General features: G+C 49.4%; 14 protein-coding genes and 1 pseudogene. 8 read left to right on the top strand and 7 right to left on the bottom strand.

Features of this window, described 5'->3' with window-relative positions; genetic code table 11:
• The gene (locus ACIOYV_RS11710) at nucleotides 1-237 is read left to right on the top strand and encodes a hypothetical protein (protein ID WP_401323826.1); all 237 of its coding nucleotides are present in this window, start codon (nucleotides 1-3) and stop codon (nucleotides 235-237) included.
• Between the two features lie 744 nt (nucleotides 238-981).
• On the opposite strand, the gene ACIOYV_RS11705 is transcribed toward ACIOYV_RS11710, so the two are convergent.
• Nucleotides 982-1956, bottom strand: a complete 975-nt coding sequence (locus ACIOYV_RS11705) for a LysR family transcriptional regulator (protein ID WP_401323825.1) — start codon at nucleotides 1954-1956, stop codon at nucleotides 982-984.
• Between the two features lie 222 nt (nucleotides 1957-2178).
• Between ACIOYV_RS11705 and ACIOYV_RS11700 the strand changes: the two genes are divergently transcribed.
• Together ACIOYV_RS11700 and ACIOYV_RS11695 are read left to right on the top strand one after the other, a co-directional pair.
• A complete protein-coding gene (locus ACIOYV_RS11700) occupies nucleotides 2179-3534 on the top strand; it encodes an MFS transporter (protein WP_401323823.1) in 1356 nt (451 codons plus the stop codon).
• Entirely contained in the window at nucleotides 3524-4924 is a 1401-nt protein-coding gene (locus tag ACIOYV_RS11695; protein ID WP_401323821.1) for a lyase family protein, read from the top strand. Before ACIOYV_RS11700 ends, ACIOYV_RS11695 begins: the two co-directional genes overlap by 11 nt.
• A 158-nt stretch (nucleotides 4925-5082) precedes the next feature.
• On the opposite strand, the gene ACIOYV_RS11690 is transcribed toward ACIOYV_RS11695, so the two are convergent.
• On the bottom strand, nucleotides 5083-5613 hold the full coding sequence (locus ACIOYV_RS11690) for a RidA family protein (protein WP_401323819.1): 531 nt from the start codon (nucleotides 5611-5613) through the stop codon (nucleotides 5083-5085).
• Between the two features lie 95 nt (nucleotides 5614-5708).
• The gene (locus ACIOYV_RS11685) at nucleotides 5709-6293 is read right to left on the bottom strand and encodes a helix-turn-helix domain-containing protein (protein WP_401323818.1); all 585 of its coding nucleotides are present in this window, start codon (nucleotides 6291-6293) and stop codon (nucleotides 5709-5711) included.
• A 554-nt stretch (nucleotides 6294-6847) separates the two neighbouring features.
• Between ACIOYV_RS11685 and ACIOYV_RS11680 the strand changes: the two are divergent.
• From ACIOYV_RS11680 to sfnG, 4 genes and pseudogenes are all read left to right on the top strand, one after another.
• Nucleotides 6848-7506 (top strand): annotated as a pseudogene (locus ACIOYV_RS11680) (methionine ABC transporter permease).
• Between the two features lie 20 nt (nucleotides 7507-7526).
• Nucleotides 7527-8342, top strand: a complete 816-nt coding sequence (locus ACIOYV_RS11675) for a MetQ/NlpA family ABC transporter substrate-binding protein (RefSeq protein WP_401323817.1) — start codon at nucleotides 7527-7529, stop codon at nucleotides 8340-8342.
• Between the two features lie 55 nt (nucleotides 8343-8397).
• A complete protein-coding gene (locus tag ACIOYV_RS11670; protein WP_401323816.1) occupies nucleotides 8398-9492 on the top strand; it encodes a methionine ABC transporter ATP-binding protein in 1095 nt (364 codons plus the stop codon).
• 155 nt (nucleotides 9493-9647) lie between these two features.
• On the top strand, nucleotides 9648-10730 hold the full coding sequence (gene sfnG / locus ACIOYV_RS11665) for a dimethylsulfone monooxygenase SfnG (RefSeq protein WP_401323815.1): 1083 nt from the start codon (nucleotides 9648-9650) through the stop codon (nucleotides 10728-10730).
• 159 nt (nucleotides 10731-10889) lie between these two features.
• On the opposite strand, the gene ACIOYV_RS11660 is transcribed toward sfnG, so the two are convergent.
• From ACIOYV_RS11660 to ACIOYV_RS11650, 3 genes are all read right to left on the bottom strand, one after another.
• The gene (locus ACIOYV_RS11660) at nucleotides 10890-11942 is read right to left on the bottom strand and encodes a DJ-1/PfpI family protein (protein WP_401323813.1); all 1053 of its coding nucleotides are present in this window, start codon (nucleotides 11940-11942) and stop codon (nucleotides 10890-10892) included.
• Between the two features lie 133 nt (nucleotides 11943-12075).
• Complete coding sequence (locus ACIOYV_RS11655) at nucleotides 12076-13278, bottom strand: multidrug effflux MFS transporter (RefSeq protein WP_401323811.1); 1203 nt, start codon at nucleotides 13276-13278, stop codon at nucleotides 12076-12078.
• A 236-nt stretch (nucleotides 13279-13514) separates the two neighbouring features.
• Nucleotides 13515-14225 carry a DJ-1/PfpI family protein gene (locus tag ACIOYV_RS11650; RefSeq protein WP_401323809.1) on the bottom strand — a complete coding sequence of 237 codons (711 nt, stop codon included), beginning with the start codon at nucleotides 14223-14225 and terminating at the stop codon, nucleotides 13515-13517.
• A gap of 73 nt (nucleotides 14226-14298) precedes the next feature.
• Between ACIOYV_RS11650 and ACIOYV_RS11645 the strand changes: the two genes are divergently transcribed.
• Entirely contained in the window at nucleotides 14299-14901 is a 603-nt protein-coding gene (locus ACIOYV_RS11645) for a TetR/AcrR family transcriptional regulator (RefSeq protein ID WP_401323807.1), read from the top strand.
• Between the two features lie 381 nt (nucleotides 14902-15282).
• Here ACIOYV_RS11645 and ACIOYV_RS11640 read toward each other — a convergent pair whose 3' ends face one another.
• Nucleotides 15283-15687, bottom strand: a complete 405-nt coding sequence (locus ACIOYV_RS11640; protein ID WP_401323805.1) for a DoxX family protein — start codon at nucleotides 15685-15687, stop codon at nucleotides 15283-15285.
• Nucleotides 15688-15690: the final 3 nt, after the last annotated feature.

Raw genomic sequence — 15690 nt, 5'->3', positions numbered from 1 at the left:
ATGGGCGCAGAAAGTCGAAGAAAAAATCAGCATTTGCCTGAGAATAGAAACTTGCAAATGAGAATGGTTGGCTCATCGAGTTGTGATAATGTTTATTTGTTTAATTTATGCGAATTCCGAGCCGAACTTTTACGACGATATCCAGTAGGTTTGATAGACGATGCAGAAATTGAAGAGCTTCTTAAAAGCTGGCTGAATGATCGTGCATTAGAAACAGAGGAGAAAAAAATTAAATGAAACGCATTTGTTGTACCCGGTTTTGTAAAGCGTGGGGGGGTAATAAAAAACTTTTCACATGTATCCATCATTAATATCAGATTTGATGCAGGTGGAATCGGCGAAGTGCGTGCAGTGTATATATAAATAGCTCACGTGTCCCCACTGGAAATACGCCGTTTGCATGAACGGTTGGTAGATCCACACCCGCGAATTGAGTTGCCAAATGGCCTTCGAACTTTCCTGATTGGAGGAGTGTTGCCATGGCTTGTATTCAATCGAAAGGGGTGGGTGATACTCCTGCTACGTAATTCAGAATTCTGATTGGATTTGCTCAAACGTTCCGATCATGCGATCTGGGTAGGGTGCGATTCAGCCACTGGACTTGTCTATATTGTTGTGTTGACACGATTTATTGGCGTTCCGCCTTTAGCTTGCTGAGTTATGTCCAGTCGACCACCCTGAAAGGCAGCTGGGTATCTGGATGTTCGGGGCGAAATAGATTGGTAGCGAATGAGATGTTACTGACTGAAAAGATGTTGTATTCACCATTTTTAACAGAGTAAGGAAAGTGCAGACGTTTTGCTAGGTAATATGTTCTGATCAATTGGGTCAGGTTTCGTGAGAGCAAGCCCTTCGCGCTCACGGCTACGCGCCACTATATTACTCTCACCTTGTAACATTACGGCGCATGTACTCTAGTAGAAAATTACCAGTATCAGCATGCAATCGACAAGTATGCTCAACGATTGAGTTTCGTATTATTTAGGGATAATCCTCTAAGGAAACACAGTTGGAAGGTAGGCAGTTCTTTAGCGCGATGTTGTGCGAAAGCAATCTGGAGATTTCATCAGTCACTATCCGAGCTATTTGCTTTGTTAAGGCTGGAAACTCTCCGCTTCGCCCAACAAGGTAAATATTTCGTTTATCCACATTGTTTCCGAGGAGGAAAATGTCAAGGCTTTCTATGACGTCGGAGGGCGTTTGCAGCAAGCATGTAGGTGTTGTAATTGCCCACCCAAGGCCTTGGGTCACTAGCAGCGTGAGGGTGTCGGCATGGTCAACCTCCAGCTTGCGGGGGGGATCCAACGAGAGTTGCTTTAGTATTCGCTCAATTCGAGTGCCCAAAGCGGAGGTCCGGCTAAAACGAATAAATGATTGAGTTCTGCAAAGATGCGCCAAAGCAACTTTTTTTAAGTCAACATCAGGCTGCTTCTGCACGATGCCGATGAATCGTTCATGGTAGAGGAGTTTTTGGTCGAAATCAGTGCTGTCGACAAAACCATTTGTAGTGATTACTAGGTCGATTTCTCGTCTCTTTAAAGCCTCCTCCATTGAATAGGCCATGCCTATTTGGACCGATAGCGAGTTCGTCTGCTCCATGAGCTTTTTTATCAGAACCACACCTGCGGTATTGGCGACAGAGTCGATAATTCCGATCCGTAGGTTAGTCGTGCCGTGTTGCATCACATCAACCGCTTGTGCTCGAAATGCCCTTGCCTGAGTCACAAGCTTTTCACCATTTTCGCTTACGAACAGCCCTGCGGCAGTCAAAGCAAGGGGACGGTGAGTGCGATCAATTAATTGAAGTCCAAAGCTTTTTTCGAGCTGCGCTACTGCCTGAGAGACCGCTGATTGGCTAAGTTTGAGCGTTCGAGCTGCGGCAGACATGCTGCCCGTGGATGCGACCTGGAGGAAGATATCCAGCTGATACAAATCAATCGGGCCGGCGGATGCCATCGGATTCTCCTGTAAACGGGCTTGTCGGCCGCCTCCCTAACCTATGACCCAAGCGTAGGGGGCGGTGGACACGCTTGAGTGGGCGAGGCGAGTACATCACCACTTTGCTCTCCATCACCATTGCTTAACATCATCATTAATTGTTGTGGACATAGTATCGCCTCCCCAAGCTGCTACCGACATGCAGGTACGAGCCTGCGTATGCTTTCCTTGGAGATAATTATGAATAATACCCATGGGGCATCGGCGGTTGTAGAGACAACCTTGACCAAGCCTACTGTTAATTTTGAAGATGCGCCTGCTTCGCTATTTCATTGGCGGGTTGCAATCGCTGGCACCGGCGGGCAATTCAGCGACGGGTTCGTCCTAGGCATTATTGGACTGGCGCTCACTCTAGCCGCACCGCAACTGCATTTGGACGCATTCTGGATGGGAATACTCGGTGCTGCCTCGCTAGCGGGGCTTTGCGTCGGCAGCTTGTTCGCCGGAGCGCTCGTAGACAAAATTGGCCGAAAAATGCTGTTTAACTACGACATGGTGCTCTTCGCTGTGATCTCTATTTCCCAATTCTGGGTAGAGCACGCATGGCACTTGCTGATTATTCGAGTTTTACTCGGATTGACCCTTGGTCTTGACTACGTGGTTAGCAAAGCCTTGGTTATCGAATATGCACCTAAGCGGTGGAGAGGGCGGATGCTGAGTGGTCTGGCCATCGCTTGGGCTCTCGGATATGCGTGCGCCTACATTCTTGGGTACTTTCTGAAGGACCACGGGCCGGATATCTGGCGTGTAATGCTAGCAACCAGTGCCATCCCGTCACTAATCGCGCTCGCGCTTCGATTTAACATTCCAGAGTCTCCACTTTGGCTGCAGCGTAAAGGACGGGTTCAAGAAGCTAATGACCTTGTGGCCAAGCACCTCGGCGATCATGTGGTGTTACCTCGACCAGCTCAGACCACTACAGCGCCAGTACGGGAGCGGCTTCTTTCACGTAAGTGGGGACGCAACCTCTTTATCGCTGGTTTTTTCTACATGTGTCTGGTCATCCCGTATTTTGCACTAGGGACTTTTTCCCCCTTGGTATTCCAGTCACTCAATATTACCGATAAGTTTTTGGGGGGATTGGTTTACAACGTATTTCTCGTGCTGGGGACTATCTTAGGAGCCGTTTTAGTCGATAGGATTAGCCGACGTGTATTCCTAATCGGAGGCTTTTTTATAGGGGCGGCGCTGCTTACCTGTATGACCTTTTCTACAACGTTGCCTAGCTATGTCATCATCGGCTGCTTCGCATTGTTCGCTTTCATTTTAAGCGGGACGAATAACCTCTGTTTCGTCTATCCTGGCGAGCTGTTTCCTACGTCTATTCGAGCTACTGCACTCGGCGTTGCTACGGCGATAAGCCGACTCGGTTCAGCAGCTTCAACGTTTATTTTTCCTACCATCGTCGCCAGCTTCGGTGGGCAGTTCGCCGTATTCCTTTGTGTCGCAGTGCTTCTGATTGGCGGAATAGTCTGTGCACTTTGGGCTCCTGAAACGAGGCACGCATCTATGGGAGCGGTGAATAGTGAGCGCTGAATATGGTTTGCTGCGTACGGAAAAGGATGCGTTGGGGCATTGCGATCTTCCGATAGATGCCCTTTATGGGATTAACACCTATCGATCAGCTAAGAATTTCGCTTACGCCGGGGAGCGGCTCTGCGATTACCCAAATTTCCTCAGCTGGTTGATAAAAATTAAATGGGCTGCAGCAATCACTAATGGTGCATACGGCAAGATTGCTCCAAGTACAGCAGAAGCGATTTCAGCCGCTTGCAAGGAAATCGTGGAAACCCAAACGTTCGAACCTTTTATCGTTGATATGTTAGAAGGTGCTGGTGGCACCTCCATCAACATGAACGTGAATGAGGTACTGGCCAACCGAGCATTGCAGCTTCAAGGCAAATGCCCAGGGGAATATCATCTAATAAACCCTTTAGATGACGTCAATCATGCACAGTCCACAAGCGATGTATTAATTGCTGCAATAAAACTAACACTGCACGGCGAGGTTGGTCAGCTTGTAGCGAAGCTGCGTAGCTGTGGCGAGACATTTCGTGAACAGGAGATTAGATTTAACAATACTTTGCGCATTGGCCGGACCTGCATGCAAGATGCGCTACCAGTGAGGGTCGGACAGTCTTTCGGCGGATACGCCGAACTTGTAGATCGAAGCGCAAGAAACCTTGAAGAAATACAAAAATCTTTAAATTCTGTACCACTTGGAGGGACTGCCATCGGCACTGGTTTGGGAGCCTACCCTGGTTATACCGATATGATTTTGAGTGTTCTTAGGGATTTTTCCAATCAGCCTTTGGTCGCTGACAAAAATTTTTTCGATGGCATTCAGAATCTCGATCACTTCGCAACGCTTTCATCTGCTATGAAAACGACCGGGCTCGCTGTATCTAAGATTGCCAACGACTTTATTTTGCTCAGCTCTGGCCCAGTTGGTGGTTTGCAAGAGATCCGACTTGAAGCGAAGCAGGCTGGATCCTCAATGATGCCAGGCAAAGTGAATCCAGTATTCGCAATGGGAATGGTCCAGGCTGCTTTTCTTGTTTCAGGGTTAGAGGCCTCCATCGCTCCTGCGGTGGCGGCAGGGCAACTCGACTGCAACAATTACCTCCCCTTGATTGGTTACTCTTCGTTCAAAAGCATCAAAGTCCTAAACAGCGCGCTCGATGGGTTTCATGAGCATTGCGTAAAGACGCTAGAGGTTCTTGCGGATCAATGTGAATCGAATCTAATACGTTCAACTGCAGTGGCGCCTGCTTTGAAGGCTAGAATCGGGTACGAAAACACTGCAGAGCTTGTCAATATCGCACAGTTAACCGGTCGCACATTGATGGATTTAGTCGTTGAAAAAGGGCTGATGTCCGAAGGTGAAGTTTTATGCCTTCTTCATCGGGCATGCAGTAACGAGTAGCCCAATCCGCCAGCGAGCAGCGGCACTTCCAACAATTGATTTGTGTTGAATATTTTCCAGATGGTCTGCCTATTCCGTCGAGATAGGTCAGACCATCTGGCTATTTAAAAGGGCAATACAGTTTAAGATAAATTCTGTTGTAACAGATCTATCGGTTGTCATACAACTGCAACCGATGCCATCTCAAACAGGATATCCGGATGGTACAGCCTCTTCACCTCTAGCAATGTTGATGTTGGCTTGCACCCAGCTTTTTCCATGCGAGTTGTGAGAGTCTCCATGGCTGCAAAAAATTGTTCAATGTCCACGGTGTAGTAAGTAACACTGACTACATTTGCCAGCGTTGCACCAGCTTCAGCCAGAATTACCTCAAGGTTGTCTAGCGATTTTTCGAGCTGAGCGCCCATATCTCCTTTATGAAGGATATTGCCGCCGCCATCTACAGAGCTTTGCCCGGAAACGTAGATTGTGTGGGAGGCGGGGGGTGCTACCCGGCCCCAGACAAAGCCATGAGGCTCATTCCACGTCCAGCCTTTGGGTGTGAGTACAGAGGGAAGGGAACCGACCGGTTTGTGCGACGGATTTTCTGGTGCCGCCAGCGATTTTTTCGAAATCAGTGCAACTACTGGTATAGCCGCAACTGCAATTAATCCTTTGATTAAGCGTCTTCTTACTGTGATATTTGGCATTTCAGTTTTACCTTTTTTGGGATGCAGAAGCCCGTTAACCAATTCTTATTGCTTGGCATTACGGGTTTGGGAACGCTAAAGTCTTTGGCAACGGTCTAGTGTATGTCCGTCTCTTTAAGTGGAGTCGCTGGCGGTGTCAGTATGAAAATCGCGCGAAACGGTACGTCACCCTTGTTAGCAAAACCATGTGTTTCTGAAGTAATGAACGATAGGCTGTCGCCTTCCTTCAAATCGAATAAGTCTTGGTTGACCTGAACGGTGCCTTGGCCCGCCGTAACCACCAGCAAGATAGAAGTATCACCATAAGTCAGGTCGTCTATCTGGTCACCTGGAGCTAGGTCTAGCTCGTATGCTTCGACATGCTGAAATGGCCGAGGTGTAATCAGATATTTCTTTGATGCCTCTCCCCATTCGACATAAGTCCTTTCTTCCTTGCGTACTACCCTAGAGCGTGGAGCGGCTTCACCATCGCTGATCAGATCTGCTAAAGACAATCCCAATGAGGTGGCTATCCGAACCATGGTGGCAAAAGCCGGCGAAGCTTTCCCGTTTTCGATCTGGCTGATCATGCTCGCGCTTATGTCTGATTCATCCGCTAGTCGGCGGACGGTCATTTTGCGCATCTTGCGAAATTCGCGGATCTTCAGTCCTAGGGCGGTGAGGGATTTTTGGGGAGGCATTGCACAGCTCATTAAAAGTTAATTCACTGCTATTAAACAATTTGTTCAGTCGGTTGTCAAGCGGCAGTGATGCTCTAAACGAAGCCGGCGACGCCGAAGGCAACCACGTGGCTGTAGCCGCAAGCACTAATCCCCAGAAAGTCTCTATCAATGATTCGATCGAGCCAATGCACGCGTGATAATTCTTCCAGGGCTTTACGTGTCTTACTCACCGGAATTCAGCGTTTCCACAGCTGCCAAATGACGCTTGGGTCTTTTAAGTGTTGCGTCAGAAACACCGACTCAACAAATTGCTGTTGAATGAAAAAGCCGAAAATGCGAGTTAGATAAGATAACATATTGTTTTATATTGAATTTTCTCAATGGCATAAGTATTGCTATTGGCAATATGCAGGCTTTCGCATCGATGCTGATATTTCGCAAAAAACTGAAAAGCAGATGAGACGGCTTGCAGACCAATACTAGCAACGGACCCGGCTCAAACCAGAAGCTAGCGACTTGGCTTAGCGGCCTAACGCCGCCTTTTTCATTCGTGGATTTGAGGAAAGATACTGATGACATTTGAATTTATCGATTGGGGCCAGATCATCGAAGCCAGCGTAGACACGTTGTCCATGCTCGGCGGTGCATTGCTCTTCACTGTGTTGTTTGGACTGCCATTGGGGGTGGCACTGTTCCTCACTGGCAAACGTCAACTTCTCGCGCAGCCGTTTCTTTATGGCGTAGTGTCTTTCGTACTAAATATCCTGCGTTCCGTGCCTTTCATTATTTTGCTGATCGTACTGATTCCAGTGACCACGATGCTCACCGGCACATCGTTAGGAGTCCGCGGAGTGATTCCACCGCTCGTAGTAGGCACAACGGCATTTTTCGCACGTTTGGTGGAAACCGCGTTGCGCGAAGTTGACCGCGGCTTAATCGAAGCCGGCCAATCAATGGGCGGTAGCACTTGCAAATCGTCTGGTTCACCCTACTTCCTGAAGCCCGATTGGGTCTTATTTCAGCGGTTACCGTTACTGCCATCGTGTTGGTTGACTACACCGCTATGTCCGGCGCCATCGGTGGTGGTGGTATCGGTGACTTAGCCATTCGCTATGGCTACCAGCGCTTCCAAACAGAGGTAATGATTGTCACCGTGCTATTGCTCATCGTCCTAGTGCAATTGTTGCAAACCACTGGTAACCGCCTCATTTCCCATTTCAGCCGTAAATAACCCTCAAAGGAAATACATATATGAAATTAAGCCAATGGGCGGCCTCGACCCTGGTTGCCTCCAGTCTGTTGTTTGCTAGCCTTTCGCAAGCTGGCGAAAAACTCATCATAGGTGCAAGCCCGATACCCCATAGTGAAATCCTTGAATTCATCAAGCCCATCGTGGCCAAACAAGGAGTTGATCTGGATATCCGCGTGTTCTCGGACTATATCCAGCCCAACTCTCAGTTGGTATCCAAGCAATTGGACGCCAACTACTTCCAATACCGACCTTTCCTTAATGATTTCAATCGTGAGCGCCATACCCAACTGGTGCCCATCGTTCCTGTACACATCGAACCCTTCGTTGCCTATTCGCAGAAGATTACTGACGTCAGCCAGTTGGCCGATGGTGCACGTGTCGCCATTCCGAATGATCCGGTCAATGGCGGGCGTGGCCTCCTAGTGCTGCAGAAGCTAGGCCTAATTAGGCTGAATGGCAAAGGCGATTTGGAAACTCCAGAAGACCCGCTGCCGACGCTACGCGACATCACCGAGAATCCAAAAAAACTCAAGATTGTAGAGCTGGAGTCGGCTATGTTGCCGCGATCACTGAGCCAAGTCGACTTGGCTGCCCTAAACGGTAACTACGTACTGGAAGCTAAGCTGCCGCTAGAAAAATCGCTATACATTGAGAAGGGTCAGGACGGCAAAAATATTTGGGGCGAATACTTGGTCACCCGTCCTGAAAACGAGCATGACAAGGCAATTAAAATTGTTGCGGAAGCATTGAACAGTGATGCGACGCGAGATTTTATTAAGACGCGTTATCACGGTGCCATTTACCCTGCGTTCTGAGACGTAGGCTAATTGACCTGGTGAAGACGACTAATCACCTTTAAGAGCCCCCTGTATGGTCTATCCCCAAGAAGCCCAGCATCCTGAGGTTAAGATTCGCCTTAGAGGTGTGGGTAAGCGTTACCCCAATGGCGTCCGCGCATTACGCGATATCCAACTGGATATCTATCAAGGAGAGATATTCGGGATTATTGGGCGCAGCGGCGCGGGCAAATCTTCGCTGTTGCGGATGCTTAATCTACTGGAATCCCCTAGCGAGGGAGAAATAATAATAAGCGGGGAGGATATTAGTCACTTCGAACACAAGCGTCTGCGTTTACTGCGCCAACGCGTGTCGATGGTCTTCCAACACTTCAATCTCATGTCCTCGCGAACGGTCGCCGAAAACGTCGCCCTGCCTTTACGCATGATGGGGGTCTCCCATGGAGAGCGTCAGCGGCGCGTCGCCGAGCTTCTTCAGCTCGTCGGTCTAGAAGCGCGTAAAGATGCTTACCCGGCGCAATTGTCCGGAGGTCAAAAGCAGCGGGTTGGGATCGCTAGGGCCCTAGTACTACAACCGGAAATCCTGTTGTGTGATGAAGCAACATCCGCGTTAGACCCAGAGAGCACTCAGTCAATCCTGACCTTACTTGACGATATTAACCGCAGACTGGGTCTAACAATTGTCTTAATCACGCATGAAATGGGCGTAATCCGAGATATTTGCGACCGCGTGGCGGTTCTCGATGATGGGCAAGTGGTCGAGTCTGGTGAAGTCTGGCAAGTATTTGGAGCACCTAAGCACGCAGTGACTCACTCATTGCTCGGGGCGCTTGAACATGTACAAAAAGAGAATGGTTTACGTAAACGCGATGGCCTGACTCTAGATTTGTTCTTTAACGGCAGCGCCGGGCGAGAGCCTAGTCCTTATGCCATTGCTTCGGCACTAGGCAACGACGTTGTGCTTTTGCAAGGTTCGGTTGAGCGTATTCAAGGCCGCTCAATTGGCCGACTGCGATTCTGGACAGAGGCGGATCCGAGTCAATGGGACGCAATCGTCACCAGGGCAAAACGTGTTGCTGATGAAGTAGAGGTGAGGAATGCCTTTGACTCGCTCATGTATGAGAAGTCGGATGCGCGGATCACTTTGGATCGGATCGAAGTTGCTTGATCTACCTTTTCACAAAGACTCGGTAGTAGCGACTCTTTAAAGAAAATTAGTGGTTATCAATATTGGTATCTCTTGCCCTTAGGCGGATTAGCTGCTGCCTGAAGGTGTGACGTTTGCGTTAATGATTAATTGGCGGTCGGAGGGCTTTGACTAAAATGGCTATTGAATTCGGATATTGGGCTCCCAATCTAGGGACTTCGTTAGTGGCAACGCGCATTGTCAACAGAACGCGTTGCGACTTTGCCGGCAACCAGGATTACGCCCGCATAGCGGAGCAAAACGGCTTCAAATATACCTTGCTTGCTACACGTTTTGTGTCGTCACTAGAAGGAGACGAAGGCACATACGACTCGATTGTGATGGCTGCTGGTATTGCGGCAACCACCCAGTCACTAGTCCCCATCGTAGCTGTTGCGACCGGCCTAGCTCATCCGGCCGTGGTGGCCAAACAACTCATTACATTGGATGAAATCAGCCAAGGGCGCGCAGCGATCAACGTAGTCAGTGGTTGGCTTAAGGATGAATACACCGCTTTAGGGCAACTGTGGCTCGAGCATGGCGAAAGATATCGCCGTACCGAAGAGTTCATTCAGGTTCTCAGAGCGACCTGGGCCGAAAGCAATGCTAACTTTTCCGGTGACTTCTTCCGCATCAGAAATGCTGATTTTCGTCCCAAGCCTACCACTAAGGGGGCTATTTCAATCTTTCAAGGCGGTAACTCTGAAGCTGCTCGGCAGATGGCCGCTCGCCATAGCGACTATTACTTTATGAACGGAGCTTCGTTAGCCTCCATCTCCGAGCATATTGCAGAGGTTCGTGCGCTAGCGGATGAGCAGGGACGTACAGTGAAGTTCGCAGTCAATGCGTTTGTTATTTCTCGCCCAACGGAACAGGAGGCCCGTAAGGTACTGGAAGATATTATCGAGAATGCTGATGTCGATGTGGTCGAACGCTTTCGGAAGTACGTCCGCCAAGCAGGGCAGTCAACGTCTGATAAAAAAGGTATGTGGGTCGACTCCAGCTTTGAGGATTTGATTCAGTTTAACGATGGCTTCAAAACTGGCCTCATTGGGACACCTGATCAAATTGTCAAACGGATTTGTGAATTGCAAGCCGTCGGTGTGGACATGGTGCTTGCAGGCTTCCTGCACTATGACGACGAGCTAATTGATTTTGGTCGTCAGATCATCCCGCTGGTTCGTGAGCTTGAAAGTAACGTTGTGATTGAAAATGCTTAAACTTAATCGCTCTCAAGACCTCAACCGCGGATGAAAATGGAGATCCACAGATTTTAATCAGAAAATGCCCATGCGTAAGGCATGCAGGCATTTTCTGTATTCATGGAAAATAAAGGGCATGAGTGGCTTTTGTACAAGTTTTGTGATCTCGTCCTTGTGCTAGTTTATTATTCTCTTTCCTAGTAGTTTGGATGCTGGTAGTAAGCCAGCTTTTACAGTTCCGGTCATATCATTAAGCTTTACGCGAACTGCGAATTTAAGATTCAGTTTCATGGGCTTGGTAATCTGTTGAGTCCAACGTAGTTGGTCATCTGAAAAATAGATTTCGTTAAAAGGAATTACTTCATTCTCATGACTGGCAGTGCCTTGGATGGTGCCGTTTTTTATAGCAATAAAAAGTTTTATTTTTAGTGCGCCAACAGGTGTATTAATTACGGTATCCCAATCGCCAGAATATTTTGAAATCGAGTCTATGGCGCTGGGTAATGTAATAGCCTTTACTCGCAAATCGTTACGTTCTTTTTCATTCTCCGGTTCTGCCAAAGCGGGCAACATCCCTAGTGCGCGCCAAGGCGTACCCCGTCGTTCATATTCGAATAAGCGTTCGATATCGTGTGCGATACGAGGTCCTAAGAAGCGTTCAACCAGATACAATGCCAAATCTAAGCCTGAAGTAACGCCGCCACTGCTAATCAAGTCTCCGTCATCCACTACTCTTGCGGTTATCGGGTAGACCCCTAAGGATTCTAATACGGGCATTCCTAAGTGATGAGTCACAGCATTACGTTTTTCTATAAGCCCGGCCATCGCCAAGACCAATGAACCACCGCAGACCGTTGCAACAGTAATGTCGGGGTGAGCAAGTGCTTCACGCATGATCGAATTGATATCTGTCTGCGCTGCTTGATTTAGTAAAAAAGGAATAGATTCGGAACTACTACCTGATGTTTTTCCTGCCGCCCCTGGCAGCAGAACGATATCTGCACTGTCGAGTGACAGTACGCCTTCTGCTGGAATTAATAATTTGCTAATGCCACATGGAACCTCTCGTGCTCCCTCCGCTGTAACAAAACTTACTCGCAAAGCACCTTCAGTCGCATCCGCTGCAGCAAGGAATACTTCGTAAGGCGCGATAGCATCTAATAAATCAAAGCCGTTAAATAACACGATTTGTATGCGAAGAGGTGATACGGGTGAAAATAATGTAATCACTGTTATGGCTCCATCTGTAAAGTTCGTAAAGGACGACTGGAATAAAGAGTTTCACTTCGGGGGCAGATGTTTGACATCGATGGGACTCATCTCAAAGCGGTCATACGCTCTCATACGGCGTAAGACGGTTATATTATTCAAGAAGAGCCCGTCGCCTTAACATTGGCAGACAGTGACTGACTGTAGCGAGTAATGCGCATCCGCTGATAACGGCCGCGAGTGGTTTAGCGCTTTCATCCGCGAGTTGACTAAGTAGAACGCCTGCAAACGCTCCAGCGCCGAATTGAATTGATCCCATAAGCGCGGATGCTGCGCCAGCTGCATTCGGATGATTATTGACCGCCTGCATTGCCGTGATGGGCGCGATTGATCCAAGGCATGTGGTGATAAAGAAGAGAAGTGTGACCGTGACTATTAGCCCGTCAGCTTGCAACAACGTTGTCGCCAATAGAGTCATTGACAGCATTAAATAAACCGTCGTTGCAACGCCGATGATGCGGTCTGCAGCGAATCGGCGTAGCAGGGGGGCGGTAAACTGTGCCGAACCTATGAGTGCTAAGGCATTCAATCCAAATAACGTGCTGTAGATAGTTGGCGAAAGGCCGTGTAGCGAGATGAATACTTGGGGAGAGCCCGCGATGTAAGCGAAAAATCCAGCTTGTGCGAATGCTCCAGTCATGACTGCTCGCAGGTAAGTCTGGTCGGCGAGTATTCGCGGATACATATTGAATGCGGAAGTTAGGTTCGCCGCGCGATAAGTAGGGGAGAGCGTTTCCTTCATTAGCAGCGCGATAACAAGCAAAGCGATGATTGCAAAGCCCGCCATAAACCAGAAGGTGATAGGCCACGGCGATAGGGAGATGAGACCAGCGCCCATACTGGGAGCGAGTATCGGAGATACGCCAAGAACCAATACAATCAACGAAAACAGGCGTGCTGCCCTTACTCCCGATTCCAAATCACGCGCTATTGAACTGGCAATGACCATTCCAGCGCAGGAGCCGAGTCCCTGGAGGAAGCGCCATCCGATTAAAGCCTCTATTGATTGAGAGAGTGCAGCCCCTGCTGATGCGACGAAAAATATTGTGAATCCGATAGCCAGAGGGCCACGTCTTCCAAATCGATCGCTGAGCGGTCCGTAAAAGAGTTGACCCAGTGCCAGGGCTACAAAGTAGCTGACAAGGCTGATCTGGATTCCGTTTGCACCAGTCGCAAGTGCCTCTTGTATTTCCGGAAAAGCTGGAAGATAAAGGTCTATGCCGATAGGCCCTGCCGCCGTAAATAGCCCTAAAAGCAGAGCAGTTCGTGCGAGCGATGGAAGGGGTGTCCTGCGCATTTTTGAAACACCGGTTAGGCTGGAAAAATTTTGCCAGCCCCTTAGCGGCTCGCGTTCTTTGTCTTAAACATCATTTACACCGTGCAGGTCGTCGCGCGCTTTGTATTGCCCACAAACTTGCCAGTGGTACGAAGCTCGCGATGGACACATGCCTCTTTTGCACCCAAGGAATCCTCCCATTTCCCGAGCACATTTCAGAAACCACTCAGTTGATGGGCCTGGATCTCAACATGAGTTCAAACCGCAGCCAGATGCCGGTCCTTAAATTTTTTGATAATGCTTAGGCCCTCGGCATTTGGCGCTTCTAATATCCTATTAACGGTCGCCACAATTTCGAGGTCTGCAACGTTAGGCGTGCCACAGTTGAAGGGAGGCTTAGGGTCGTACTCCATCATCAGCTGCGAGCATTTCGCCGCGGTCTCACCGCGCAATTTCGCGAGCAGAGTCAGTCCAAAGTCGATGCCCGCCGTCACACCACCGCCGGAAATTCTGTTGCGGTCTATTACGACGCGCTCATTCACGACTTCTATCCCCAATGCCTCTAGCATCGACACGGTAGCCCAGTGTGTAGTCGCCTTGTATCCATCCAATAAGCCGGCTGCGGCAAGCAGAATTGAACCAGTGCAAACCGAGGTAATGTACTTAGCAGTTTCGCCATGCTTCTGTAGGAAGCTGATAATTTTTGGATCCTCAATCGCGTCAAAGGCTCCACTGCCACCTGGAACGAACAAGATATCGAGGTTTGTTGGGCACTCTTCGAAGGTGAGCGTCGGCAGGATTGCTATGCCGGAATCGCTCATGACTGGCCGAAGGGTTTCTGATAGCAAGTGGATTGGCCCGTGCCCGAACAACGCCAGCTGGGGGCCGGCAAGGTCGAGCAACGTCATACCAGGGAAAATCACCATACCGATTTGCAAAGGTGCGATTTCGTTCTCGTGCTCTCTCATGCTGCTCTCCCGGTGGATAAGTGATTTATGGTTTGAGGTTGAATAAAAGCACGATCGGTCGTATTATTCAAGAATGAAAAAAACATCGCAGAAAACGTACGACCGTATCCTCAACGAGGGGCTCAACATGCTGACGGTGACAGGCTTGTCAGGCGTTACCTTCGGGGCATTGGCTGAGGCCCTGGGCATGTCAAAGAGCGGCTTATTTGCCCATTTCCGCTCCAAGGACGACATTCAATTACGCCTGCTAGAGCATGCCGATTCGCTCGCCGCGTCTGAGGTGATAGCGCCTGCAATGTTGGAGCCGCCTGGTCTCCCACGCCTAGATGCGTTGATGCGTAACTGGCTGGGGTGGACGCGGCGAATTGGGTTGCGAGGGGGGTGTCCCATTGCTTCTGCGTTCTTCGAACTTGACGATCTAGAGGGGGGCGTTCGAGAGCATGTTCGTAAGGCGGAGGCGGGGGCGCAGGCTTTGCTGTCCAGTCTTGTCAGCGAGGCCATAGCTGAAGGGACGCTGCGAAACGATGTTGATGTTGATCAGATGGTCTGGGAGCTGCGCAGCATTTATCTTGGTCATCACGTATCAAGTCGCTTTCTCTATGAGCCGCTTGCCGACGAGCGTGCCATGTTCGCATTCAAAGCTCTCGTGGATCGGTATCGCCGATCTCCCGAATAGTGTCCGTCTTAGGGTGCACAATTAAGGCGCCGCGTGACGCTATCCATCGTTGAGATCTTTCGGCTTCACATGGTGTGCATCTAGCAACTCCTCTGCCCGCGTTCATGTAGAAATCATCACTGGCAGTCCCACAGGAGCTTGCTTTAAAACACCAGGTGAAAGCTACCTTCCGTAGCGGAGGATGTATAAGCAGTGTCTTGGTTTAGGGAAAAAACAGCACCAACTGGCGGTTAGCTAGCTCGTACAGGCCTAGGACAAAAGGCACTGGTACCTACATCAAGCCAATCGTCTGTCAACCGTACGAGATTTCCGCAGCGATAACGTCCCATTTTCGCCTATGGGACGTAACTCGTGAATGACTACGAACGAGAGGGCTAGCGATTAGATTCTTCTGTTCGGGGCAGTTCGCTTGTCGCTAGTTTTTATAGCTGTTGTATTTGTCCGCAGCCTGAAGGCAATAAACCAGCACAGGCCGCCGAGCAAAATTGCCGGTGCCGGGGATCCTCCGATGACTAATAGGTGGGTTATTACCGCGCAAGTCATTGTAGATCCGAGTAGTAGAGCGCCGAAAAAACCAGTGGTGGGTATTAGTAGAAGTAGCGCACCGACAAGCTCTATGCATGCCGTCAAATAGCGAAACCACTGCCCGATGCCAATCTGCTCGAACACCGCGACCATGGGTGCAAAGCCTGCAATTTTTGCAGTGGCCGCGGCCACGAAGGCTATGGCAACGAAGATACGAACTGCCCATACGATACGGTTCGTTGTAGTTACGGAAAGTGTCATCCA

Source organism: Pseudomonas sp. NPDC087342 (genome assembly GCF_044744265.1).
Classification (GTDB): domain Bacteria; phylum Pseudomonadota; class Gammaproteobacteria; order Pseudomonadales; family Pseudomonadaceae; genus Aquipseudomonas; species Aquipseudomonas nunensis.
The sequence above is the reverse complement of the archived record's forward strand: the minus strand, read 5'-3'. Positions and strand labels throughout refer to the sequence as shown.